Origin of the sequence: Microbulbifer sp. YPW16, assembly GCF_021290385.1 — a bacterium.
GTDB lineage: Bacteria > Pseudomonadota > Gammaproteobacteria > Pseudomonadales > Cellvibrionaceae > Microbulbifer > Microbulbifer zhoushanensis.
The window spans coordinates 2,926,212-2,950,211 of sequence record NZ_CP089928.1 but is presented as its reverse complement, the minus strand read 5'-3'; the positions used below and the strand labels follow the sequence as shown (position 1 = coordinate 2,950,211).

Sequence of the window (24,000 nt, the reverse complement as noted above, 5' to 3'; positions counted from 1 at the left end):
TCCACCTTGTTGTGAATTGGCTTACAGTTTGTTCCATCGATTTGCGCAATATTCTAACAGGCGCAGGCGGCGATACCTGCCTGCTCGGTCGCGAGCCGCCCATGGGTCGGCGCTCAGTACCTGTTTCCGCCGCCGCAACAGATTCCGGGAATTCATTATGGCAGCCGCCTGCAATTACCATCCGGCCAACCGGGCCACCCATAACTGCGAACGCTGTATACGGGGGTTTTGCATGGCCTGCTTTCCCGCTGCCGCAGCCGATCCTCAACAGTGGCGGGAACGATCGCTGCGCTGCCCACTGTGCCGCAAGCCCCTTACCCCCCGCGCCCCGGTTGGCCTGCACCGCTGGCTGAGTGTTCTCGCTCCACTGCGCCACCCGCTGCCCCTGGCCCTGCTGGCGCTTGCAGCGGCCGCAAGTTTTTTCCTCCCCTCCGGCCCACGGTGGCAGGTCCCGGCAGTCTGGGGCGTAACGGTTACCCTCATCGTACTATTTATCCTCGCACGGCGACGCAGGCCGGCAGCCAGCGTAACCGCGGTAACACCACGCACCGAACGGCGCAGGAGCCCCGCAACACCCGAAGACACTGACCGCGACAGTGCTCTGGCCCGGGCCAGGATCCTGACCGTCGAGGGGGATTACAATGGCGCCCGACGTGTGCTGATGGATGCCTTGCGCCGGTACACCGGCGATCCGGAACTCAACGAGCGCTACTACCGGCTGCTGCTGGTTTCAAAGGATACCCGGTCCCTGCGGGAACTGGCCCCGCACCTGCTGGAAAAGCTCGTGCGGCTCAATCGCACCCACAAAGCGGCCAGGTTTTACCTGGCCACGACACCCCGCCCGATTATTGACAAGTCACACCTGCGCCACGCCCTGGCCGAGGCCCTGTTCCGCCAGCGCAAGTTTGTAGAGGCGGCACACCTGCTCAGAAACCTGCACCGCGAGGACAGCCACTACCGGCAACTGGAGGCGGCCTACCTGCTATTGGCACGCATTTACCTGGAGGGGCTCAAGCGCCCGGATGATGCTGCGCGGCTGTTGCTTTACCTGCGGCGGGAATTCCCGCGCGGTCGCCTGGCTCGCCAGGTCCAGGCACTGCAGCAGCGCGTGGCAAACACCCGACAGCCGGCCTGACGCCTTTTCTTACCCATATCCATAATGCGAGGCCCGAGGTGGTGTAATCCGGTGAAATTGCAGGCGTTTCAACGGACCGTTTACACTTGCGCCAATTAAAAGGAATTTCTGCCAGATTCAGGGAAGGCACAATGGCGCAATCCTGCGATTACCACCGCCGCTCGACTGCCGAATGGCACTGCGCGTCCTGCGCGAAAGATTTCTGCCGCGGCTGTATACCGGGCGCCGCTGCCAACTACCACAACGGCCAGCCCGAGTGCCCGCTTTGCCGCAAACCGCTGGAATACACAGGTGCCTGCAATAATGCCCGGCCCTTCTGGCAGATGGGCCCCTTTTTCTTCCGCTATGCCCTGCAACCCGGCCCCCTCACCGTTGTCGCCCTCAGTGCCCTGGCGAGCCTGCTGATTTCCGGCCTGAACCTGCTGTCCCTGGCGATGCTGGTGGGCGCCATGGCCCTGGTGACCCGCTACAACCTGCTGGTAATCGAGACCCTGGCCCGGGGTCGCATGAAGGCCCCGGCGCTGGGTGAAGCCCTGGATGGGCGCAGCGCCGTATTGTTCCTGAAGGTGATCGCGATGATGCTGGTGGCCGGCTTTGTCGGCTACAAGTTGATACCGCTGGGGGAACGGGCGCTACAGCTGTACTCGATCGCTCTGTCCCTGCTGGCGCCAGCCGCCATGATCATCCTCGCGGTGGAAGGCAGCCTGCGCGCAGCCATCAATCCGTTGAAGCTGTTTTATTTCACGGTGGTCATAGGCTGGCCCTACTGGCTGTTGTGGCTCACCACCGGTGCCGTGTCTTCGGCGCCGGGGTACCTGATCCTGGCAATCGGCGACGAACTGCCGCGCTGGGCCATCATGCCGGTCATCGCCGCCAGTACCGGCTATTTCTATATTGTCACCAGCGCCATGATGGGCTACATCTGCCTGACGCGACAGCGGCAACTGGGTATCAGCCCGGACCCGGAAGACGATGCAGAGCTGATGGACGAGGCAGAATTCGAGCGGGCGAGGACGCTGGCAGAAACCCACATCCTGCTCAGTGAAGGGGATTATTCAGGGGCGCGCCAGGCGCTGGTGCAGACACTGCGGCGTTACAGTGAGGACCCTGCCCTCAACGAGCGCTACTACCGGCTGCTACTTGCCCAGCGCGATACCGGGGCCCTGCGGGAACTGGCGCCCCACCTGCTGGAGAAGTTCGTCCGCCTGGACCGGGCGTACAAGGCAGCAGAACTGTACATGGCAACTGACCCGGTGCCTGTCATCGACAACTCGCGGCTTCGCCACGCCCTGGCCGATGCGCTCTACCGGCAACAGAAATTCCGCCCGGCGGCGCAGCTGCTGAACAACCTGCATCGCGACGACCCCGCTTACGGCGCACTCGACGCTGCCTACCTGTTACTCGCCAGGGTCTATATCGACGGGTTCAACCGCGAGGACACGGCGCGCAAGCTGCTCAGTTTCCTGCGCAAGAACTTCCCGGACAGCCAGTTGCGCGATGAGATCAGTACCCTGCAGGGAATCCTGGCCGGCTGATCAGTCCGGCGCTCCGGCGGTCTGTGTCAGCCGCAGGATTTCCCGCGCCCGCACTTCCTCCCCCAGTCGCCGGTAGTGCTCCACCAGCGCCATTCCCAGCCGTGGCAGCAGCGGGTGCTGTACCTGCTGCTGGTTGAGGCGGTGGAGCAGGTCCTCGAGCCAGCCCCAGTTGCGATCGCGGGCGGCCCGGCGGGCCAGCAACAGACAGGCGCGGCCGGTCAGAGCCCGCGGTTGTGCAGTCAGGTCCAGGTAGCGGTAGTAGTTGGCTGCGAGCGTATGCCCGTCTACAGCGGCATCGTCAGCCAGCCCGAACAGGGCCAGATTGGCGCGGTGGAAACCCTCGCTGTCCGGCGCGACGGCATTGAGGCTGATCGCGAGTTCAATCAGCGGCACGGAGCGGGGGAATGACCCCAGCGCGGCCAGCGATGCCCGGGCCGCCTCGTCCAGCCGCCCCTCTTCGTGCAGGTGACCGATACGCTCCAGGGCGTGGTGTTCACCGGAGGGCAGCTCTCCCTCGTCGGTCGCGCCCTCCACAGGCAGTGCGTGAACCCCGCCGCGGTAGGCGACATAGGCCAGCGCGGCGATGAAACCGGCCACCAGGCCGCCGAAATGCGCCCAGTAGGCAATGCCCGCATCGCCGTAGAAGTAGCCGAATACTTCCTTGCCCAGCCACAGTGGCAGGACCAGTAACGCCGGCGCGCTGAATTCGCCGAACAGGAACCCCACCGTGTAAAAGAAGCGCAGCCGCCGCACACCGTAGACAGCCACGAACATCCCCATCACCGCGGATACGGCACCGGATGCCCCCACCATCGGCACCGCACTGCCGGCCTCCACTGCCATATGCAGTCCGGCCGCGGCCAGCCCACCGAGCAGGTAGAAGGCGGCAAACCAGATTCCGCCGAGGGCCAGCTCCACCGACAGCCCGAATAACAGCAGGAACAGCATATTGCCGATCAGGTGGTCCCAGCTGCCGTGCAGGAACATATGCCCCAGCAGGCCTTTGGCGTCGGGATCCGCCGGCACCAGCCCCAGTGCCAGCGTGCTCACCCGGTCCCGCAACCCGGCAAAGTGCTGCCGCTGGGCAAGCCATTCCGTTTCGCCCTCACTGCGTAACTGGGGCAGCAACCACTGGTGGAACTCGACATTCCACAGCAGCTCGCGGTACACGAAATCCTCCCCCATGGCGTCCATCTGCATGCGCCACTCGGGGTGCTCTTCATTCACGTAGATCAGGAACCGCTGCTCCTCGAGGACCGGCAGGTCACTGGAGAAATAGTAATTCTCGGCTTTCTGCCAGCGCTCCTCATCCCCACCCTGGTAGAAAACGAACATCAGCAGGTTGATCGCGATCAGCACAAAGCACATCAGCGGGGGCCGGCGCCAGTCGGGCTTGTTCTGGACAGGGATAATCAGCAATGGGATGTCCTTGCAGGTCGCGTCATGGTGCCAGCACCGGGTATGGATGGAAGGCCGGGCGCAGAACGCTGTTCCTTCTTTCTTTTTCCATGCGCAAAAATGTCTTATCGGGCACCGATCGTCAAATTGCTTTCGGGACTCCGGGGGAAATGTGGGTCATGCCGGTGCAATGCCCACATGTTGCGTCATATTCGACCTTACCAGACACACGGGAAAAGTTTTAGCTCGCCGGTGCCCGGGACCTGCCTCACTATTCCCGCTCGCCCCGTTGCAGGTGTAGCGGTACCGGCGGCTCCCAGCTGCGTACGTGCACATCGCGCTGCGGGAAGGGTACCTCGATGCCGCGCTGGTTGAACTCGCGCAACAGCTCCAGGTTATAGAGGGCGTAGGGGTCCCCCAGGGGCGAAACCATATTGCTGTTTACCCAGACCACCAGCTTGAAGTTCAGTGCGTTGTCACCGAATTCCATCAGCCAGACCTCGGTCTTGCGCTGCCAGTCGGTGTGGGTGATGTTCACCCGCTCGGCCGCTTCCATGGCCGCCTCGCGCACGACATCGGGATCCGAGCCGTAGGCAACCCCGAACGGCACATGGATACGCCGCACCGGGTCATCCAGTGTGTGGTTGATCACCCGCCCGGCAACGAACTCGGTGTTGGGCACCAGGATATCGATATTGTCGCGCGTGGTAATGCGTGTGGAGCGGACATTGATGTCGCGTATACGGCCGAACACCCCCGACTCCAGCTCCACCAGGTCGCCGACCCGCAGCGGCTGTTCGAACAGCAGGATCAGGCCCGAGATAAAATTGGAGAAGATTGCCTGCAGGCCGAAACCGATACCCACCGACAGGGCACCGGCAACCAGTGCCAGCTTCGACGTATCCAGTCCCAGCATGACCAAAGCCACTAACAGGCCGGTTGCGATCAGGCAGTAGTGCAGCACCCGCCCCAGGTTGTACATGGACGATTCGCTGGCCCGGTTTTTGGCCACCAGCCGGCCGAGGAAGCGGCGGGCGAGGTTGGAAACCACGAAGGCCCCGATCAGCACCAGCAGGATTTTGGCGATGTCCCGCAGGGAAATCGGGTTTTCCGCGATACTGAACAGTTTGTAATTCGCCAGGTTGCGCCAGCTGGTGGCCACCACATTACCCAGGTAACCGGCCTGCTCGCGCACGGTGCGCCACCACCCCTGGCGCTGCTGGAATACCTTGAGGGCCGCGGACTCATAACGCAGGGCATCCTCAACCAGGTCATCGATGCGGGTTACTGCGTTACTGACTTTTTCGAAGTAATTCCACCAGCGGTTCATTACCTCACTGTCTTCCCGCCGCCAGCTGGCCACCTGTCGCTGGCGTACGTTCAGCTCGCGTAACGTCTTATCCACCACGCCCCGCGCTCGCTCCACCAGCTCGCGACTCTGCACCAGGTTCACGTCTTCCGCGTCCGGGTTGAGGACGTTATTCATGGCCAGCAATTGCTCCAGCTTGTGCCGGCGCAACTGCTCTTCCGTTTCCTGCAGGCGCAACTCCATCAGTCGCAGCTCGCGCTCCAGTCGCAAGCCGGGATCGGCTGAGCGCGGCCGGGTTTCGGCCAGCTGCTTCTCCTGGGCGGAGGTCTCGCTGATCGCCTCCTCCTTCTTCTCGATATCCTGCTGCAGTTTTTCCGCGGCCGCTTCACTGTACTGGAGTTCCGCCAGCATGCGCTCCAGCTGCTGCTCGGCGAGCCGGATTTCCTCTTCCCAGGCAGAGGTCCGTTCCGCCACGGTCTTGCGGCGCTCCACCACATCCAGGTGACGCAACTGGGCCAGCAGCAGGTTCAGGGTGGCCACCTGCACCGCGGTGGGATCGCCACTCACTTCCCGCAGCGCCGCCACCTGCTTGCGCAACCGGTCGAGGGAGGCGGCCTGGGATTCATCGAGACTCTGCGCTTCCAGCTGCATGCTGGAAAGGCGCCGGCGGGACTGGGCGACAATCTGGTCAGTCTGGGCCCACTGCAGGACATTGGGGTTCTGCGGGTATTCGACGTCGGGCAGGAAGGGGGTTTTCTGGTATTCCCGGTAACGGTCCCAGGTATTGTCGATGTCCTCCAGCGTGGTAGTGATCGAACGGGCGAGATCCTGTACCGGTTTGCTGTCCGGTAGTTTTTCGCGTCGCTCCTGCCAGGCTTCCCGCAATTCCCCATACCACTGCTCCCGTTGTTCCCGGGTGGCGTCGGGCCAGCCGGTCCACCAGTCAGCGGAGAGGTTATCGAAATCGGGAATCTCCGGCGCAAACTCCTCGGGCTTCTTGGTGCCGGGTAATTGCGCCAGCGCCTGGCAGGAAAAAAGAGTCAGCAGTAATGCCAGCAGGAAAGCTGCCGCCCGGGAGGGCAATGGCAGTGTTGCGCCACGAGCGCACGGAGGGGAAAGTCCGGGATCACCCACCATAGCCGTATCAGTCCATGAAAGTCCCTGGCGTAAGAAATGCACGAGCGCGCGGGTGCCGGATGCATCCGCGGACTCAGTTTTCAGTGTAGTCCAGCCGCTTTTCCAGCCTGTCAGCACCGATAGATTCGCGCCAGGTCGGAGCGATTGCGGCTGTCCCGGTCGCGATAGTGACGGTGACGGTGGCGGTGGCGGTGGCGGTGGCGGTGGCGGTGGCGGTGGCGGTAATGTGCATGGCAGGCACTCAACCGCCCAAGTCCATGCAATGGACGCAGAACCCCACAGTCAATGTGGCATCCGGCTGCTGGAGAACCGCCTCAGCTGGCGCCGCCGCGAGCCACGGCCGGTCCCGCAACCAGATCACGACACTGGCCAGGATTAGCCTTCAAAGTCCGCCGGCTAGCGGCCGGCGCGGGAGGGACTATGCAGCGGCCAGCGGATTCAGAGAAAGTGCTGGACCTTGTTCTTGTAGCTGCGACTCATCTTGAGGCGTTCGCCATTATTAAGTACCAGGTGGTACTCGCCGTTGATATGCGCGCATATCTCCCGTACCCGGCCCAGGTTGACGATAGTGGAGCGATGGATCCGCTGGAATTTCGCCGGGTCCAGCTGCTGCTCCAGCTCCTTCATGGTGATACGCATGACATGGGTCTCGCCATTGGCGTGCACGCACATGTAGTCACCGGCGGCATCGATCCAGTCAATGTCGGCGGCGGGCACCAGGGTGATCCGGCCCGCATCCTTGATGGCTATCTTTTCCGGGTAGCGGCTACCGCCCCACTCCCCCTGGAGATCTCCCGCCGCCAGTTTCTGTTCCAGCACCTCGGGGGATTCGCTGGTAAGGTCCGCCACCGCTTCCAGCAGCTGCTCCCGCTGGGTGGCAATATCAGCGCTGGCGATCTTGTTCCGCACCCGCTCCATGGCGGTCCGCAACCGCTCTTCCTCGATGGGCTTGAGCACGTAGTCCACGGCATTGACCTCGAACGCCTCCACCGCGTACTGGTCGTACGCGGTGACAAAGACCACCTGCGGGATCTCTTCCCGCGGCAGTTGCTGGACCATCTGCAAGCCGTCGACCCCGGGCATCTGGATGTCCACAAACAGGACATCCGGCCGCAGTGCCGGCACCTGCTCCAGGGCCTCGCGACCATTGCTGCACTCGCCGATCACCTCTACATCACCCAGGGCCTGCAGCCGCAGGCGCAGGCCCTTGCGGGCCAGGGGTTCATCGTCAATGACGATGGCTCTCAGTCTGTCTCGGTTGCCACTCATGTCTCGATTCCTGTTGGTAGGGAATTCTTATATGCACTGCCAGCCCTCCCTCATTGCGGTTGCGGAAGCGCACCTTCTGCTCCGGGCCATAGAGTGCACGCAGGCGCTCGCAGGTGTTGCGGATACCCACGCCCTGCCCGGACCCTAGGCCAGCCAGCACCTCCTCGGATACGCCAGGGCCATTGTCGCTTACCTCCAGCAACAGTTCACCGGCAAACACCCGCGCCTTGATATTGATCTCGCCGCCCCACTCCCGCTGTGAGATAGCGTATTTGATCGCATTTTCCACCAGCGGTTGCAGCAACAGGCTGGGCACCAGTGCCCGCGGCGAGTCGCCATCCAGGTCGACGTTTACCGCCAGGCGGTCATCGAAGCGCACCTTCTCGATATCCAGGTAGAGCATCAGCGCCTCGACTTCCTTGGCCAGGGTGACCTTCTGCATCGGGTCGTTATCCAGCGAGTGGCGCAGGAACTGCGACAGGCGCGACACCATGTCGTTGGCCGTGCGCCCCTGGCTGTCCAGGATCAGCGTGGAGATGGCATTGAGGGTATTGAAGAGGAAATGCGGATTGAGCTGGTAGCGCAGCATCTTGAGCTGCGCCTGGTGCGCCATGGACTCGGCACGCAGAGCCTTGGCCTGCTGCGCCAGCGAGGTCTGGTAGTACTTGATGCCGTAATAGAGCGCCGCCCAGGTCATCAGGATCAGGAATGAGTAGGAAAACCAGTAGACGGCCAGGACTGCCGGGTGCTCGCCCTTCTCGGTGCCGTAAAGCCAGGCCGAGCCCGCGAACTTGATTGCCGCCCAGAGGACCGCCGCCAGCGCCACCACGCCCAGGGACCCGAACAGTCGCAGCGCCGGGGGCTTGTTCCACAGGCGCTGGAAACCTCGCCGCATGACCTCGGACAGCAGCACGCCGGACGCGGTGGCCGCGGCGATATAACCGGTATGCAGCCAGTGGTTCTCCACCCAGAAGAAGCTGCCGACAAACGTGAGCAGGGTGTAACCGCCCCAGCCGGAAAGCTGCAGGGCCCGGTATTGCCAGCGATGCGTGGCGAGCCTCTCGGCCAGCCAGTGAAAGACATTGTTGCCCATATGGTTCCGCAATTGCGCGCGGACCGGGATCCGCGCAGAATTTACTGCCGGGAAGCCGCCGATGCGGCCACTGGGGCCGAACGGGGCCCTTCCCACTTTGGTCAAACATACTAATTGCCCGCTGCCCCGGGCGAAATACCGCCGGGCGCAGCCTGGCAACAGACTGCCGCAGGAGCCCCCTTGAACTACTGGCTTTTCAAGTCCGAACCCGATGAATACAGCCTGCAGGACCTGGCCGCTGAGCCGGACCGCACGGGACGCTGGGACGGGATCCGGAACTACCAGGCGCGCAATTTCCTGCGGGACCGGGTGCGGGAAGGGGACGGGGTGCTGTTTTACCACAGCGCCTGCCGGGTGCCGGCCGTGGTGGGCACCGCCGTGGTGGTCCGGGAGGCCTACCCGGATCCGGCCCAGTTCGACCCCGAATCAGCCTATTTTGACCCCAAGGCGACGCAGGAAAAACCGCGCTGGTTTTGCGTGGATATACGCTGGCAGGGAGAATTCGCGCGGCCGGTGCCGCTGGCGACGATCAAGGCCGACCCCGACCTGCAGGAAATGGTGCTGGTAAAGCAGGGACGCCTGTCGGTGCAGCCGGTGGCCGCGGGTGAATGGCGCCACCTGCTGCGAATGGGACGGGGCTGATCCCCGGCGCCGCTTATTGGGCAGGGGCCGGTTCAGCGGGGGCCAAGGACATCCCCCGGTGTGGGTTGCTGGTTGGAGGGACCGTCGCAGGAACAGCCCCGGCGGCCGGTTGAGGTCTCCCACTCGCGGTAATTCTCCCCGCGACACTGCATACGCAGGCTCTGGCAATGGGAGCTGTAGCGAATCCGGCTGTCACTGGCATTCTCCAGGAATATCTGTGCCAGGCTGCTACAACCGCCCAGGCCCATCACAAGGCCCAGCGTGAGAATAAATTTTCTTATTTTCATAGTTTAAAGGCCCATTATGCTCTTGCCAGCTGACTATAGCCCGGCCGGGGCACCGCAGACCAGCAGTGGGCTAGACAAAGTCCGCGATTTCCCCCAGCGGCTTCTTGTCGATGGCCGGCACCTCCGCCCCCTCGGCCGGCAGGCCCGCCACCAGGATCATATACGGCTTTTCCGTGGCCGGGCGCCCGAGGATCTGGTTGAGGAACCTCATCGGGCTGGGTGTGTGGGTGAGTGTCGCGACGCCGGCGTTGTGGAGGGCGGCGATCAGCATACCAGTGGCAATGCCCACCGATTCGGATGTGTAGTAATTCTTGCGCCGCTCGCCGTCCCCGGCACTGGTGAATTTTTTCAGGAACACCACGATCAGGTAGGGCGCCGTCTCCAGGAAGGGTTTGTGGGCGTCGGTGCCCAACGGCTCCAGGGCCTGCAGCCACTCCTCCGAGGCACGACGCTGGTAAAATTCACGCTCCTCCTCTTCCGCCGCCAGGCGGATCCTGCGCTTGATCTCCGCACTCTCGGCCACCACGAAATGCCAGGGCTGCATATTGGCCCCGCTGGGGGCGCTGCCGGCAGTGCGGATCGCATCCTCGATGACCGCACGGGGCACCGGCGCGGCACTGAAGTCGCGCACCGTGCGCCGCCGGCGCATCAACTGGTAAAACGCGCTGGCGCGGCTGCACATCTCTGTCTCACCCAGCGGCTCAAACTGCAGCGGCACAAACTCACCCGGGGCCCCCATCAGACCACCCCCTTGGTGCTGGCAATAAAGAGGCTGAGCAATGAGAGCAGGGTCAGCACCCCCACGATCACACCGAGCAACAGCAGCGGGCGGAACGGCTTGCGCTCGGTCTCGTTGACGCCGCTGTGGAGGAATCTGTCGACCCGTGCCTGGTCCTCGTCGGAAAGTTTTTTCTTATCGTTCATGGGATATTTCGCCTGTTGTTATGCCCCCGGGTCCGCGCGGAGAGTTCAGGAGCAGTTTAGGAGAAAGCCGCTGACGGTAAAAGCGGCCGGCAAGCAGGCAAAAAAAAGCCCCGCTGGGCGGGGCTGGCAAGGCTGCTTGGAAACAGGTCGAGGGGGCCGCTTACAGCGGGGCTGCCTACAGCAGCTCCTCCTCGATATCCATCAGGCTGTGGCTGCCGGCATCGACACTGGCGGCCAGTCCGCGGGTGCGCGGCAACAGGCGCTGGAAATAGAAGCGCGCGGTCTTGACCTGTCCTTTGTAGAAGCTGTCCCCATCCACTTTAGGCAGGGCCACGGCGGCAGCCTTGGCCCACATAAAGGCGTAGGCCACGTAACCGAACAGGTGCAGGTACTCCACCGAGGCGGCGCCCGGCGCGTGGGGGTCGGCCTTGGCGGCCTCGATGATCTTTCCGGTGACATCCCGCAGCCGCTGGAGCTCTTCCGCCAGCGGCTGTACGAACTCGGCCAGGTGTTCGTTATCGATGTGCGTGTCGACGAACGCCTGCACGTCGTCGGCAAACAGGTTGAAGAAGGCCCCGCCGTTGGCGACGGTCTTGCGGCCCACCAGGTCGAGAGCCTGGATACCGTTGGTGCCCTCGTAAATCTGGGTAATGCGCACGTCGCGCACCAGCTGCTCCTGGCCCCATTCGCGGATATAGCCGTGGCCGCCAAACACCTGCTGGCCGGTCACGGTGCAGTCCAGGCCCATATCGGTGAAGAAGGCCTTGGCTACCGGGGTGAGCAGGGCCACCATCGCTTCCGCGTTTTTCTTCTCATCACCCTCACCGAACTTGGCGATATCCAGCCACTGCGCCACGTAAGTGGACAGGGCGCGGCCGCCACCGATCAGCGCTTTCTGGGTAAGCAGCATGCGGCGCACATCCGGGTGTACGGTGATCGGGTCAGCGGCCTTGTCGGCCTGCTGCGGGCCCGCCGGGGAGCGGCTCTGGATACGCTCGCGGGCGTACTCCAGCGCGTTCTGGTAAGAGCGCTCGGAGGCGCCCAGGCCCTGGATGCCCACACCCAGGCGCTCGTAGTTCATCATGGTGAACATGGCCGCCAGGCCCTTGTTCACCTCGCCCACCAGCCAGCCGGTGGCGCCGTCGAAGTTCATCGCGCAGGTGGCGGAGGCCTTGATGCCCATCTTGTGCTCGATGGAACCGCAGTTGACCGCGTTGCGCTCGCCCAGGCTGCCGTCCTCGTTCACCAGGAACTTCGGCACCAGGAACAGGGAGATCCCCTTGGGTCCCTTCGGCGCATCGGGCAGCTTGGCCAGCACCAGGTGGATGATGTTCTCGGACAGGTCCTGGTCGCCGCCGGTAATAAAGATCTTGCTGCCGGTGACCTTGTAGCTGCCGTCGTCCTGCGGCTCGGCCTTGGTACGGATAATGCCCAGGTCGGTACCGGCGTGGGGCTCGGTCAGGTCCATGGCACCGGACCAGGTACCCTCGTACATCTTCGGCAGGTACTTCTGCTTCAGCTCCTCACTGCCGTGGGCATCGAGCGCCAGGCAGGCACCGGCAGTCAGCACCGGATAGAGGGCGAAGGAGATATTGGCGGAGTTGATCATCTCCTCGACCTGTGCGCCCAGCATTTTGGGCATGCCCATGCCGCCGTATTCCGGGTTGCCCAGCAGTGCGCCCCAGCCGCCCTCACAGAAAGTGGCATAGGCTTCCCTGAAGCCCGCCGGAGTAGTGACCACGCCGTCGTCCCACTGGCAGCCCTCTTCGTCGCCGGAGCGGTTGATCGGGTCCAGGGTGTTGGCGGCGAGCTTGGCCATTTCCTCGAGAATCGCGTCAGCGGTCTCGCGATCCACCGCGCCGGCCAGCCCGGGCAGGCGTGCCCAGAGCTCATCCGCAGCAAAAACTTCGTGCAGCAGGAAGTTCATCTCCCGCAGGGGGGCCTTGTAGTCAGCCATGCTCCGTGTGCCTCATTCAGTTGTTTCAAACAGCCGTTTGAATCTAGGCGCGCAGCAGGGACTTGTCAACTGTCTTTGCATGCACCGGAGGCGCGGACAGGCAGATGGGGGGATGCGGGCTCTCGACCGGATACCCGCAGCCCGGGCCAGTGGACTCCAGCGGGAACCCACTGGCCCGTGCTCAGGAAAGGAGCGGATCCAGGCCCAGGTGCTCCGCAGCGACACGGTAGTCGGCCGCCTCATCGAACGGCACCACCCCGAGCAGCGGGGCCGGCAGGAGGTGGTGCAGTGTGGCCAGGTTTTCTTCCGGGCGCGCCATGCCCTCGCGGGCAAAGTTGGCCACCCAGCCGGCCAGCTGCAGGCCATCACGGCGTATCGACTCTGCAGTCAGCAGTGCGTGATTGATGCAGCCCAGCTGCATTCCCACCACCAGGATCACCGGGATATCCAGCTCCCGCGGCAGGTCGGACAGGAACCCGCGCGGCCCCAACGGGGTGCGCCAGCCCCCCGCCCCCTCGATCAGCACCAGGTCGGCACCGCTATTCATGACCCCGCGGCACACGCCGGCCAGGCGCCCCACGTCCAGGCGCTTGCCCGCCTCCATCGCAGCAATATGGGGGGCGATGGCCGGTTCGAGCGCGATCGGGTTGACCTGCTGGTAGGGCAACTCCATGGTCATCGCTTCCTGCAGCAGCAGCGCGTCGGCGTTGCGCAGGCCCTCATGGGTGCACTCACAGCCGGAGGCCACCGGCTTCACCGCTGCCGTCTGCAGCCCGCGAGCGGCAGCAGCGGCCAGCAGGGCCGCGGTCACATGGGTTTTACCGACCTCGGTGTCGGTGCCGGCAACGAAAAAGGATCTGGCCACTGGTACCCCTCCTGAATTTGCAGTTTTTTTCTTGACGCCTCTTTAAACGCCGTCTACTTGCTGATAAATTACCCACTTAGAGTAATTATTAATCAGCCGGCCGCTGTATATAGCCCCGGGTTAGGATAATTTCTCCAATGAAAGTCCCGGGTTTACCGGGCTGGCAATCAAGGACAGCGCTGTCACCCAGCATTGCCATCAAAGTCGCACCGTATGTGCCGTGCCGCCGGAGCCACCCAGCGTGACTCCTGACCGCCGCGCCATGCGATAGCAGGGAAGCTGACACAACCGGAACCTTGACCAACCAGACGCGTTACCGAGATTATGCGATACATTGCTTTTGCCCTGTTGCTGCTTGCCCCGTTCTTTGCCTCCGCCGCTGTGACCAAGGCGGACGAGGTCGTCGTGTATAAATCCAAGGCGCTGATGCAGCTGAAGAAAAATGGCCGCGTGCTCAAGAGCTACAAGGTCTCTTTTGGCGACAACCCCCGTGGTCACAAAATCCAGCAGGGTGACGAGCGCACGCCGGAAGGCCGCTATACCCTCGACTGGAAAAACCCGCAGAGCCGCTTTTACCGCTCGATCCACATCTCCTACCCGAACCGGGCGGACAAGGCCCGCGCACGGCGCCTGGGTGTCAATCCCGGTGGCGATATCATGATCCACGGCATCAAGCCGCAGTGGACCGGTATGGAAGATTACCTGAAAAGGATGAACTGGACCGACGGTTGTATCGCGGTGAACAACCGTGAGATGGACGAGATCTGGGCCATGGTGGATACCCCCACCCCTATCTCCATCTACCCCTGATCCCCTCCGGGACCAGCTAGATCATCCGACGGGCGCCCGCTGTACAGCCGGCGCCCGTTTTGTTTTTCGACGCCTGCCCGGCCTCGAGATCCAGGTAGAGCAGCTCGTAACTGGCCGGCAGGCCGGCGGGCGTCCGCCACTGCTCATAGGCTTCCGCCAGGGCCTGCAGGCGCGCGCGGCCGGTCAATCCGCGCCCGGCATCGCGATTGACGTTATGGGCACCGATGGTTTTCAGCTCCCGCATCAATTCCATCACGGTATCGAAGTGCAGCACCCGGCCCTCGGACTTCAGCGCACCGGACAACCCGGCCCCCCTCGCAGCCGCCAGCCAGTCACCGGCGGGGAGAAAACGATTGACGTGCACACCGCCATCCACGGCGGCCCAGCTGCGCCGCAGTTCATCCAGGGTCCCCGGGCCGAGTGTTGCCACCTGGCAGCTGCCATTGTCCGCCAGCACCCGGCGCAGCTCGGCAAACAGCCCCGGCAACCGGTAACACCACTGCAGCGCCATGCTGGAGAACACCAGGTCGACACTGGCGTCCGCCAGCGGCAGGAATTCCGCGTCGGCGGCAATATAGTGGTCTGCCACCGGGCGTTCGCGACGCGCGTAGTCCAGCATGCCCTCGGCCAGGTCCAGCGCGATGATCTCGGCGTCGGGATATCGCCGGCGCAGCAGCTCACAGCCGTAACCGGTGCCGCTTCCCAGGTCGAGAATCCGCTGCGGTGGCCGGCTGGTTTCCAGGCGGCCCAGCAGCTGCCGGCACACGGCCCGCTGCAGGTGGGCTGCCCGGTCGTAACTGCTGGCGGCGCGCCCGAAGGAGCGCGCCACCGCGCGCTTGTCGAAGGGCGCCCCGTCGCTTTCGGTTTCGTGGATTCCCTGGAGAAAAACACAGAGTTGCTTCGCCACCAGTCCGGGGCAGGAGAGCTGCGGCATATGGCCAGCCCCCTCCAGCACCCGCGCATCGGCGCCCAGCGCCCGCAGCTCGGCCGCTGCTGCCACGGGCACAAGCGCGTCACCCTCACCGAGCAGGTGCAGGGCGGGCACGCGCGAATCCTGCCAGCCGGCTATCAGGGCGCGATTATCCCAGCGCCCCAGAACCTCCAGGGCCCGCCCCCAGGCGGGCCCGGTCACGGGCTGTATCCACTGTTTCAGTTGTTTCATGACTGGCCGCATCGCCCGGTCGCCCCGGGCCTGCAGGCCGCAGAACTGCGCCTGCGTCGCCGCCGGATCCGCGGCAAAGCCGCGGCAGAACTGTTCGAATACCCGCGGCTCCATCCCCGGCCACTGCTCGCGCCCGACAAAACTGGCGTTGGCTCCGATGGTGCACAGGCCACGGATTTTGCCGTTGCCGTCCCGGGCCTCGTGCGCCGCCAGCCGCAACGCCAGCATGCCCCCCAGGGAGTGCCCCACCAGCACACAGGGCCCGGGTAAACGGGCGGCGATATCGGCGAGCAGGGTTTCGTCATCGGGCCAGGGTTCGCCGGCGCGACTGCCGAAGCCCGGCAGGTCGATGGTGACTGTGGGCAGGCCGGAGGATTCCCCCAGCTGCGTGCACAGTGGCTCCCAGATGCGGCTGTCACCGCCCCAGCCGTGCAGGAATACCAGCGAGAGGGACTCATTCACGATTGCTCTCCCGTGGTCACATCGCGGGTAACGCCACCGGGCAGTGCCGCGGCCAGGGCGGCGAGCAGGCCCTCGACCTGCGCTGCGCTGTGGGCGGCGGACAGGGTAATTCGCAACCGCGCGGTACCGGCGGGCACCGTCGGTGGGCGGATGGCACCTACCAGGTAGCCCTGTGACTGCAGCCGGGCGGCGACCTGCACCACAGTTTCCTCGCACCCCAGCTGCAGTGGCTGGATGGCGCTGGCGGAGGGCATGAGAGGCAGCCCGAGCTCGCCTGCCCGCTGGCGGAACTGGTCGATACGTGCCTGCAAACGGCGGCGGTGGGCGGGCTCGCCCTGCATCAGCTCCAGCGCGGCGATGCTGCCGGCGGCCACCGCCGGCGGCATACCGGTGGTATAGATATACGGGCGGGCGAACTGCACCAGGAAATCCACCAGTTGCCGCGAACCGGCAATAAAGGCACCAGCGTTGCCCGCCGCCTTACCCAGGGTACCCATCAACACCGGTACCTGCTCCGGTCCCAGGCCCGCAGCCGCCGCACTGCCGGCGGCAGGCAGCTCATCGCTGCCCATGACCCCGAAGCCGTGGGCCTCGTCCACCATCAGCCAGGCGTTGTACTGCCGGCACAGCGCAGCAATCCCGGCCAGGGGGGCACAGTCGCCGTCCATGCTGTAGACACCGTCCACCGCCACCAGGATATTGCCGCCGTTGCGCTGCGCCCGCTGCAACTGGCGCTCCAGTGCAGGCAAGTCGCTATGGGCAAAACGCAGGCTCTCGGCGCGGCACAGGCGCGCGCCGTCGATCAGAGAGGCGTGGTTGAGCTTGTCGGAGATGATGTTGTCGCCGCGCCCCACCAGGGCACAGATGGTGCCGACATTGGCCATATAGCCGCTGGAGAATACCAGCGCCGCCTCGCGGCCGGTAAGTTCGGCGATTTTCTGCTGTAGCTGCTCGTGCACCTGCAGGTGCCCGTTGACCAGGTGGGAAGCGGTCGCACCGGCGCCCAGCCCGGCCCCGGCCTGCTGCGCGGCAATGACCGCCGGATGGGTGGCCAGGCCCAGGTAGTCATTGCTGCTGAAAGCCACCAGCGGAGCGCCGTCCACTTCCGCTTCCGGCCCCGGCGCGGCGGCCAGGGTTTTCAGCTGGCGGTAAAGCTTGCGCTCGCGGCGCTCATCGAGGCGCTGGCGGAGCATATCCGCCAGCGGACTGGCGGCAGTCATTTTGCGGCGTCGTAGAAGTAGGGGTCGTTTTCCTGTTCGGCGATGCGGGCACCGAGGTCTGCCTCCACCTCGGATTCATCCGCGTACTGCTGGTACTCCTCCGGCTGGATGCCCAGGCGGGCGAACAACTGCATGTCCTCGTTGGCCTCGGGGTTACCGGTAGTGAGCAGCTTCTCACCGTAGAAAATCGAGTTGGCACCCGCCAGGAAGGCCAGCGACTGCATCTCGTCACTCATCGCCTCGCGCCCGGCGGACAGACGCACGTGGGACTTTGGCATCATGATGCGGGCCACGGCGATGCAGCGGATAAACTCGAACGGGTCCAGGTCCTTCTCATCTTCCAGCGGGGTGCCGGCCACTTTCACCAGCATATTGATCGGCACCGACTCCGGGTGCTCCGGCAGGTTGGCCAGCTGCATCAGCAGCCCGGCACGGTCCTTCTCGCCCTCGCCCAGGCCGACGATACCGCCCGCACAGACTTTCATGCCCGCGGCGCGAACCCGGTCGAGGGTTTCCAGGCGGTCCTGGTAGGTGCGGGTGGTGATGATCTCGCCGTAGTACTCCGGCGAGGTATCCAGGTTGTGGTTGTAGTAGTCGAGCCCCGCCTCGGCCAGTTCGCGGGCCTGTTCGTCCTTCAGCATACCCAGGGTCATGCAGGTCTCCAGCCCCAGCGCTTTCACTTCCCGCACCATGCGGGTGACATACGGCATGTCCTTTTTCTTCGGTGAGCGCCAGGCGGCCCCCATGCAGAAACGGGTGGCGCCACTGGCCCTGGCCGCACGCGCCTCCTCGACCACCTTTTCCACCTTCATCAGTTGCTCCCGCTCCAGCCCGGTATCGTAGCGGGCGCTCTGTGGGCAGTAGGCGCAATCCTCGGGACAGGCGCCGGTCTTGATGGAACAGAGGGTGCTCACCTGTACCCGGTTGGGATCGAAGTGCATGCGATGCACCTGCTGGGCGGTAAACAACAGGTCATTGAACGGCAGCGCGAACAGGTCCAGGACCTGCTGGCGGGTCCAGTCGTGGCGCTCCCCGGCGTACAGGGAGGAGGCGTTGGTCATTTGCTGGGCGGCGGTCACAGGGGTAGTCTCCCATCGATTATTGGCGGCGGCTTGTTATGGATGGCACCGGTAAAGTCGCCAGTTTAGCGGTGGCCGGACCGCTGTCAACCAAATGGCCAGGGAATGGTTTACAGACTGATTTCACATTTTTTGTCACGCAGGCTGGCACTGTGCCTGTTGTGCAGCCGCCCTGCGGGCACTGCCGCCGGCATCTGCCATGCCTGCAGCGCGGATCTGCCGCAACTGCAATGCGCCTGCCCCCGCTGCGCCCTTCCCCTGCCGGTGGCGGCCACCTGCCCCCGGTGCCTGCGCCGGCCTCCGGTCTTCGACGCGGCACACTGTGCCTGGCACTACGCCTACCCGGTGGCGCAGCTGGTGCGACGCTTCAAGGACCGGGGGGATATGGCGGCGGCGCACAGTCTCACAATGCTGGCGGCTGCACAGCTCGGCCCCCCGGCCCCACCGCCCGATATCCTGGTCCCTGTTCCCCTGCACTGGCGCCGCTACTGGCAGCGTGGCTTCAACCAGGCCCAGGTGATCGCGACAAAGCTGGGGGATGCGTGGGGGCTCCCGGTCCATACCGGCAAGCTGCGCCGGGCCAGGGCCGGCGCCAGCCAGCGGGGACTCGACCGGCGGCAGCGGCTGCGCAACCTGGAGGGCTGCTTTGTCGCCCGCGGGCGATTCGATGGCCTGCATGTGGGGCTGGTGGATGATGTGATGACCACCGGCGCCACCCTGGAGGCGGCGGCGCGCACCCTGCACTCCGCCGGTGCCGTGTCTATAAGCGCCTTCGCACTGGCCAGAACCCCCTGACACTCCGTCCTCAACGGAAATAGACCGGAAAACGACATCCCGTCAGAATAGCGCCCCACGCCAGCCTGGCACCGGAGTCTCAATCCGGGGGCAGCGCTGCTAACGTTATACCTAGTGACCAGCCGCTCGCACGCCGTCGAGCGCCAGACGGGAATCCCAGCGATGAGTGACAACAAGCTGCCGCGCAGTGTGGTGATCAGCGGCACCGGCCTCTGGACACCGCCCCATTCGATCAGCAACGAAGAGCTGGTCGACGCCTACAACCGCTTCGCCGAGCGCTTCAACGCCGAACATGCGGATGCCATCGAGGCCGGAGAGATAGCTGCCAGGCCGCTGTCATCGGCGGAGTTCATCGAGAAGGCGTCGGGTATCAAGAGCCGTTTTGTGGTCAGCCGCGAAGGTATCCTCGACCCGGAACGCATGCGCCCCTACCTGCCTGAGCGCGCTGACGACGAGCTCTGCCTGCAGGCGGAGATGGGCCTGGCCGCCGCCAGGGACGCGCTGGCCGCCGCCGGCAAGAAACCGGGGGATATCGATGCGGTGATCGTGGGCGCCTCCTACCTGCAGCGGGCCTATCCCGCGATCGCCATCGAGATCCAGGGTGCACTGGGCATCGACGGCTTTGCCTTCGATATGGAAGTCGCCTGCTCATCCGCCACCTTCGCCCTGCAGCGCGCGGTGGATACCATCTGCTCCGGTGCGGCGAAAACCGTGCTGGTGATCAATCCGGAGCTGGCCTCGCCCCAGGTCGACTACACCGACCGTGACAGCCACTTCATTTTTGGCGATGTGGCGGTGGCGAGTGTGGTCGAGAGCGCCGAGACCTGTACCGCCGACGATGCCTGGGAGATTCTCGGTACCCGCGCAAAGACGGTGTTTTCCAACAACATCCGCTCCAACTTCAGCTACACCTCCCGCGCCGCGGATGTGGATCCGTTCGGCGATGGCAAGCTGTTCCGCCAGAACGGCCGCAAGGTGTTCAAGGAAGTCTGCCCCATGGCCGCCGCGCACATTGAGAAACATGTCCGCGAAACCGGGGGCGCCCCTGCAGAGCTGGCCCGCTACTGGCTGCACCAGGCCAATATCAACATGAACAACCTGATCGCGCGAAAGCTGATGGGCGATGGCGCCAGTGAAGAGCGCGCCCCGGTGGTACTGGACCGCTATGCCAACACCGGCTGCGCCGGCTCGGTCATTGCCTTCCACCTCTATCGCGACGACCTGCAACCGGGCGACCGCGGGGTCATCTGCTCCTTCGGTGCCGGCTATTCCATTGGCAGCCTGGTAGTGGAAAAGGCCCGCCGCTGATTGCGGCTCCTGCCGCTGGAAACGGGTGGTCCGGCGACCACCCTGCCCCCTCAATCGCCGCTCAACCCCACCTTTCGCCCCTTTGCCCCTTTGCCCCTTTGCCCCCACCCGGCACCCGCGGGCCCGCACCCTCTTCACTGCCCACCCCGGCTGTCCCGATCAGTGATGACCAACCTTACCCGAAGACCGGCTTGAGGGTGATATTTGCCCCAATAAAAAGCATAGATCGAGATATACAGTTTATTTTTTACATATTCTTAATATATGCAGACTAGATTTTATCCGAACTGTAGATATAATCGCCGCCTCATCCAGTGATTGAACCCAACGGCCCGCTTAGCGGCCCCTGAAATCCAGAAGTACCATGTCAACTGCCACCACCATTACTCCACCGGAGATGCCCGCCATTGAGGCGCCCCCCGGCCACACCCTGTGCCGGCGACGGGAGCTAGTGCTGGACATCTTTGCCATGAACAGCTTCTCCTGGGCCGTTGCCATCCCGATCGAGCTGCTGCTGGCCGGCATGAGCCTGCAGGAGCATATCCAGGTACGCCTGATGGCGGTGGTGTTCAATACCCTGATCGCGCGCCCGTTCGGGGTCTATCGCCACTGGGTGGCGGACCGCTTTGGCGGGCGTGGGCCAGTCAATGCCTACCTGCTGGACACCTTTGTTTTCCTCAGCTTCCAGTTCCCGCTCTACGTGGGCAATATGTTGCTGGGTGGCGCCAGCTGGGCCGAGATCGCCACGGCCAGCGCCACCTTCCTGGTCATTGCCGGCGCCCTGGGCCGGCCCTACGGAATTTATCTCGACTGGCTGCGCCGGATGTGGATAAATAGGCGGTCCCGCGGCATCGACGCCACCATGACGCTGGATCCGCAATGAGGTCAGTAGTGCTGGAAAACGAGATAAAGAACAGTGACCTGACCATCGGCATCGTCGCCGGCACCGCCACAGACACCCAGTTCGGGCTCACTTTCCTTGCCGAGCGCCAGGTCCGGGGTATCGGCCTGTCCCTGTCCGCATCTCCCCAGGCCCAGACCAACCTGCAGGCCCTGGATCGCAACGCCCTGACCAGCCAGCTGGTGGATGCAATTGTCGAGCTGCACCGGGCCGGCGCCGATGCGGCCATGATCTACTGCAACTCCCTTTCCGGTGCCGTGGACCTGGAAAAGGTGCGCGCCTCGGCCCCGATCGAGGTGATTTCCCCACTCGATGTCTATGCCGAACTGACCGGGCGCTATCGCAACTTCGGCCTGCTGGCGGCCAACTGCCAGAGCTGTGCCAATATCGAGCGCGAGATCCTTTCGCGCAACAATACCGCCAAGGTCATCGGTATTGGCAACCTGCAGATCGTCGAGGACATCGAGGACCAGATCCCGCCGGAGGTGATCGTGCGCCAGCATGCCCTCGACGACCTGGCCGCCGCCCTGGTCAAGAGCGGTGTGCAGATCCTGATCCTCGGTTGCACTCACTTCGATTATTTCTATCCGGAGCTGCTGCGTCACTGCGAGGGCATCCACCTGTTCCTGCCCTCTGAGCGCATGCTGCAGTTGTTGCGGCAGAGGCTGCCCTGCGCCGCCTGACAGGGCGCCTCAGTTAGTACCAACGCACCCCAAACTGTCCGGTTTATCCCCCCATCTCGCTTGTATAGTGCAGACTTTTGCATTATCTAGTATTGAGGATTGAACCGCAGGGTGGTTACGACCGCCCCAATACCCCCGGACCGCAGGAATTGGTCCGCTCCACAGCGAATGGTTACAAGGATGATAAATACCATGGATCGCGCTGGCATTCCCGTGCGCGCCGCCCTGGCGGTGCTCGCCTTCGCCGGTGCCGCCCCCGCCTCCGCTGCCCCCCTGCCGGAGTTGTTTACCGATACCCAGGTGGCACTCGTATGGCCAGTGTTGCTGGCCACAGCGCTGGTGGCGACAGCGGTTGCCGCCCTTTTTATACGGCAGCGCGCCGGGCACGCCGCAATGCAATCGAGCGCCACTATCGAGCGCCTCAAGTCCGACAACACCAAGTTGTACCGGCGCCTGCAGGCCACCAACAACGAGGTCGCCCGGCGCGACGTACAGCTGAGTGAAACCCGCGACACCGTTGAGCTGCTCCGGCAGGAGCGCAACGATGTGCACGCCACCATCAACCACCGGCTCCAGCGCCCCCTGGAAGCTGTGCAGGGTACCCTCAACCTGCTCCTGCGGGGTGGCGACCCCGAGTCGGCCGGGCTGGCGGAAATGGCACAGCGGCAACTGGAAGCCGCCCTGCAGGCCCTGTCCCAACTGCGGCGACGCGGCGGTGCAGATATCCCGGTCGCAGAGCCCGGCACCCAGCCCGCCCGCTCGTCGGGCAGCCTGTCGGTATTACTGGTGGAGAACGAAGAGCAGGACACCCTGCTGGGGGCGCTGGAGCAACGGGGACACCGGGTCGTGCGTATGACCAATGGCCTCGACGGCGCCGAGGCCGCGGGCCGGGACAAATTCGACCTGGTGCTACTCGACTGCGACCTGGGCCAGCTGGATTGTGTCGAGGTGACCCGCAAGATCCGGCGGCATTCCGGCCGCGACCTGCCGATTTTTGCGCTGGTCAATGCCCTGCTGGGCGGCGAGAAGGAGCGCTACCAGGCCGAGGGGCTGACCGGGGTGCTCGCCCGGCCGGTGATGGATACACAGCTGCAGCAGCTGCTCAACTGGGTCTCCCGCCGCGCCCGGCAACAGCCGCGCCGCCCGGCCAAGGCGGACACCTCCCGCCTGCTGAACCCCGCCACGCTGGAGCGCCAGCGGGACACGCTGGGCCACCTGGCCTTTGCCGAGTTGCTCAGCAGCCGCATTGCTGCCCTGCCCAAGCGCATCACCTCCCTTACCAGCGCCCTGACTGGCCGCCATTGGCTGGATGCGGAACAGCAGGCGCGCTCCGCGGCCGCCAGCTCCGAGGAAGTCGGCCTCGAGGCCATCGCCTCTCGCCTGCGCACGCTGGCCGACTCTCTGGGCACCGACAGTGAGCGCGAGTACTGTCGCCACCAACGCACGGAAGTACTGAATATGATGCGCTCTTCCATCCAGCAGCTGAAGGCCTGGCGGGACCGCAACGTGCACACCGCCTGGGCGTTAAAGTGAGCCGCGCACGCGGCGGTGCGAAATGGGGTCCGGCTTGAAAAGCGGTATCGGGGCCGCACTATAATGGCCGGAACCCCTTGTGAGAGAAGCGATGACCGAGCAATACCCGATCCAGAACCAGGAAGCACGCGAGCAGTCCGGGCGTGACCTTGCCACCCTCGTTTACCTGATCCAGGCCATCAGCCTGTTTACCGCGGTGCCCTTCTTTGTCGGGGTGCTGATCAACTACGTCAAGCGCGGCGACGTGCGCGGCACCATGGCCGAGTCGCATTTCCGCTGGCAGATCCGTACTTTCTGGTTCAGCCTGCTGTGGTTTGTGATCGGCTCCCTGACCTGGTGGATCATGGGCCTCGGCTTCCTGATCCTGGGCATCAGCTGGGTGTGGGTGGTCTACCGCGTGGTACGTGGCTGGCTGACACTGGCAGACAACCGGCCCGCTTACTGACCGGTAACCGACCTCGCATACCAGCCCGCTGCCTTGCTGGCGGCGGGCGAC

At 64.3% G+C, this 24,000-nt stretch carries 23 protein-coding genes; 10 read left to right on the top strand and 13 right to left on the bottom strand.

Annotated features, from left to right (window positions below):
• The first annotated feature begins 232 nt into the window (after positions 1-232).
• Positions 233-1,135, top strand: a complete 903-nt coding sequence (locus tag LVE68_RS12700) for a tetratricopeptide repeat protein (RefSeq protein ID WP_232940775.1) — start codon at positions 233-235, stop codon at positions 1,133-1,135.
• A gap of 131 nt (positions 1,136-1,266) precedes the next feature.
• A complete protein-coding gene (locus LVE68_RS12695; RefSeq protein ID WP_232940774.1) occupies positions 1,267-2,670 on the top strand; it encodes a hypothetical protein in 1,404 nt (467 codons plus the stop codon).
• On the opposite strand, the gene LVE68_RS12690 is transcribed toward LVE68_RS12695, so the two are convergent.
• The 5 genes from LVE68_RS12690 to LVE68_RS12670 form a co-directional block, all read right to left on the bottom strand.
• On the bottom strand, positions 2,671-4,089 hold the full coding sequence (locus LVE68_RS12690; protein ID WP_232940773.1) for a rhomboid family intramembrane serine protease: 1,419 nt from the start codon (positions 4,087-4,089) through the stop codon (positions 2,671-2,673).
• A 250-nt stretch (positions 4,090-4,339) separates the two neighbouring features.
• Positions 4,340-6,460, bottom strand: a complete 2,121-nt coding sequence (locus tag LVE68_RS12685) for a mechanosensitive ion channel domain-containing protein (protein ID WP_232940772.1) — start codon at positions 6,458-6,460, stop codon at positions 4,340-4,342.
• Between the two features lie 127 nt (positions 6,461-6,587).
• Positions 6,588-6,746, bottom strand: a complete 159-nt coding sequence (locus tag LVE68_RS12680; protein ID WP_232940771.1) for a hypothetical protein — start codon at positions 6,744-6,746, stop codon at positions 6,588-6,590.
• Positions 6,747-6,952: 206 nt separating this feature from the next.
• Positions 6,953-7,783: a LytR/AlgR family response regulator transcription factor gene (locus tag LVE68_RS12675; RefSeq protein WP_232940770.1), complete on the bottom strand. Its 831-nt coding sequence runs from the start codon at positions 7,781-7,783 to the stop codon at positions 6,953-6,955.
• Complete coding sequence (locus LVE68_RS12670; protein ID WP_233006715.1) at positions 7,743-8,972, bottom strand: sensor histidine kinase; 1,230 nt, start codon at positions 8,970-8,972, stop codon at positions 7,743-7,745. Before LVE68_RS12670 ends, LVE68_RS12675 begins: the two co-directional genes overlap by 41 nt.
• 84 nt (positions 8,973-9,056) lie before the next feature.
• Here LVE68_RS12670 and LVE68_RS12665 point away from each other — a divergent pair, with 84 nt between their 5' ends.
• Positions 9,057-9,518 (top strand): EVE domain-containing protein, encoded by a 462-nt coding sequence (locus LVE68_RS12665; RefSeq protein ID WP_232940769.1) that lies wholly within the window; start codon positions 9,057-9,059, stop codon positions 9,516-9,518.
• A gap of 32 nt (positions 9,519-9,550) precedes the next feature.
• Here the strand turns inward: LVE68_RS12665 and LVE68_RS12660 are convergent, their stop codons facing one another.
• The 5 genes from LVE68_RS12660 to bioD all read right to left on the bottom strand — a co-directional run bounded on the left by LVE68_RS12660 (position 9,551) and on the right by bioD (position 13,551).
• A complete protein-coding gene (locus tag LVE68_RS12660) occupies positions 9,551-9,805 on the bottom strand; it encodes a hypothetical protein (protein WP_232940768.1) in 255 nt (84 codons plus the stop codon).
• Positions 9,806-9,875: 70 nt separating this feature from the next.
• Positions 9,876-10,544 (bottom strand): nitroreductase family protein, encoded by a 669-nt coding sequence (locus LVE68_RS12655; protein WP_232940767.1) that lies wholly within the window; start codon positions 10,542-10,544, stop codon positions 9,876-9,878.
• Complete coding sequence (locus LVE68_RS12650) at positions 10,544-10,729, bottom strand: DUF3094 family protein (protein WP_232940766.1); 186 nt, start codon at positions 10,727-10,729, stop codon at positions 10,544-10,546. Before LVE68_RS12650 ends, LVE68_RS12655 begins: the two co-directional genes overlap by 1 nt.
• A gap of 175 nt (positions 10,730-10,904) precedes the next feature.
• The gene (locus LVE68_RS12645) at positions 10,905-12,686 is read right to left on the bottom strand and encodes an acyl-CoA dehydrogenase C-terminal domain-containing protein (RefSeq protein ID WP_232940765.1); all 1,782 of its coding nucleotides are present in this window, start codon (positions 12,684-12,686) and stop codon (positions 10,905-10,907) included.
• Positions 12,687-12,867: 181 nt separating this feature from the next.
• A complete protein-coding gene (gene bioD, locus LVE68_RS12640) occupies positions 12,868-13,551 on the bottom strand; it encodes a dethiobiotin synthase (protein WP_232940764.1) in 684 nt (227 codons plus the stop codon).
• Between the two features lie 324 nt (positions 13,552-13,875).
• On the opposite strand from bioD, the gene LVE68_RS12635 reads away from it, so the two are divergent.
• Positions 13,876-14,361, top strand: a complete 486-nt coding sequence (locus tag LVE68_RS12635; protein WP_232940763.1) for a L,D-transpeptidase family protein — start codon at positions 13,876-13,878, stop codon at positions 14,359-14,361.
• Between the two features lie 16 nt (positions 14,362-14,377).
• Here the strand turns inward: LVE68_RS12635 and bioC are convergent, their stop codons facing one another.
• Genes bioC through bioB form a run of 3 tightly spaced genes read right to left on the bottom strand, consistent with a single transcriptional unit; the run spans position 14,378 to position 18,266 of the window.
• Positions 14,378-15,985 (bottom strand): malonyl-ACP O-methyltransferase BioC, encoded by a 1,608-nt coding sequence (bioC, locus tag LVE68_RS12630; RefSeq protein WP_232940762.1) that lies wholly within the window; start codon positions 15,983-15,985, stop codon positions 14,378-14,380.
• The gene (gene bioF / locus LVE68_RS12625; protein ID WP_232940761.1) at positions 15,982-17,205 is read right to left on the bottom strand and encodes an 8-amino-7-oxononanoate synthase; all 1,224 of its coding nucleotides are present in this window, start codon (positions 17,203-17,205) and stop codon (positions 15,982-15,984) included. The genes bioC and bioF overlap by 4 nt, the downstream gene beginning before the upstream one ends.
• Positions 17,202-18,266, bottom strand: coding sequence for a biotin synthase BioB (gene bioB / locus LVE68_RS12620; protein WP_233006714.1), 1,065 nt, complete (start codon positions 18,264-18,266; stop codon positions 17,202-17,204). Before bioB ends, bioF begins: the two co-directional genes overlap by 4 nt.
• Before the next feature lie 150 nt (positions 18,267-18,416).
• Between bioB and LVE68_RS12615 the strand changes: the two genes are divergently transcribed.
• From LVE68_RS12615 to LVE68_RS12590, 6 genes are all read left to right on the top strand, one after another.
• Complete coding sequence (locus tag LVE68_RS12615) at positions 18,417-19,079, top strand: ComF family protein (RefSeq protein WP_232940760.1); 663 nt, start codon at positions 18,417-18,419, stop codon at positions 19,077-19,079.
• A gap of 162 nt (positions 19,080-19,241) precedes the next feature.
• The gene (locus LVE68_RS12610; RefSeq protein WP_232940759.1) at positions 19,242-20,387 is read left to right on the top strand and encodes a beta-ketoacyl-ACP synthase III; all 1,146 of its coding nucleotides are present in this window, start codon (positions 19,242-19,244) and stop codon (positions 20,385-20,387) included.
• 364 nt (positions 20,388-20,751) lie between these two features.
• Positions 20,752-21,270 (top strand): L-alanine exporter AlaE, encoded by a 519-nt coding sequence (gene alaE / locus LVE68_RS12605; protein WP_232940758.1) that lies wholly within the window; start codon positions 20,752-20,754, stop codon positions 21,268-21,270.
• On the top strand, positions 21,267-21,971 hold the full coding sequence (locus LVE68_RS12600; protein WP_232940757.1) for an aspartate/glutamate racemase family protein: 705 nt from the start codon (positions 21,267-21,269) through the stop codon (positions 21,969-21,971). The genes alaE and LVE68_RS12600 overlap by 4 nt, the downstream gene beginning before the upstream one ends.
• Positions 21,972-22,151: 180 nt before the next feature.
• Positions 22,152-23,504: a response regulator gene (locus tag LVE68_RS12595; protein ID WP_232940756.1), complete on the top strand. Its 1,353-nt coding sequence runs from the start codon at positions 22,152-22,154 to the stop codon at positions 23,502-23,504.
• Between the two features lie 79 nt (positions 23,505-23,583).
• Positions 23,584-23,949: a DUF4870 family protein gene (locus LVE68_RS12590; protein WP_232940755.1), complete on the top strand. Its 366-nt coding sequence runs from the start codon at positions 23,584-23,586 to the stop codon at positions 23,947-23,949.
• The last annotated feature ends 51 nt before the right edge of the window (positions 23,950-24,000 follow it).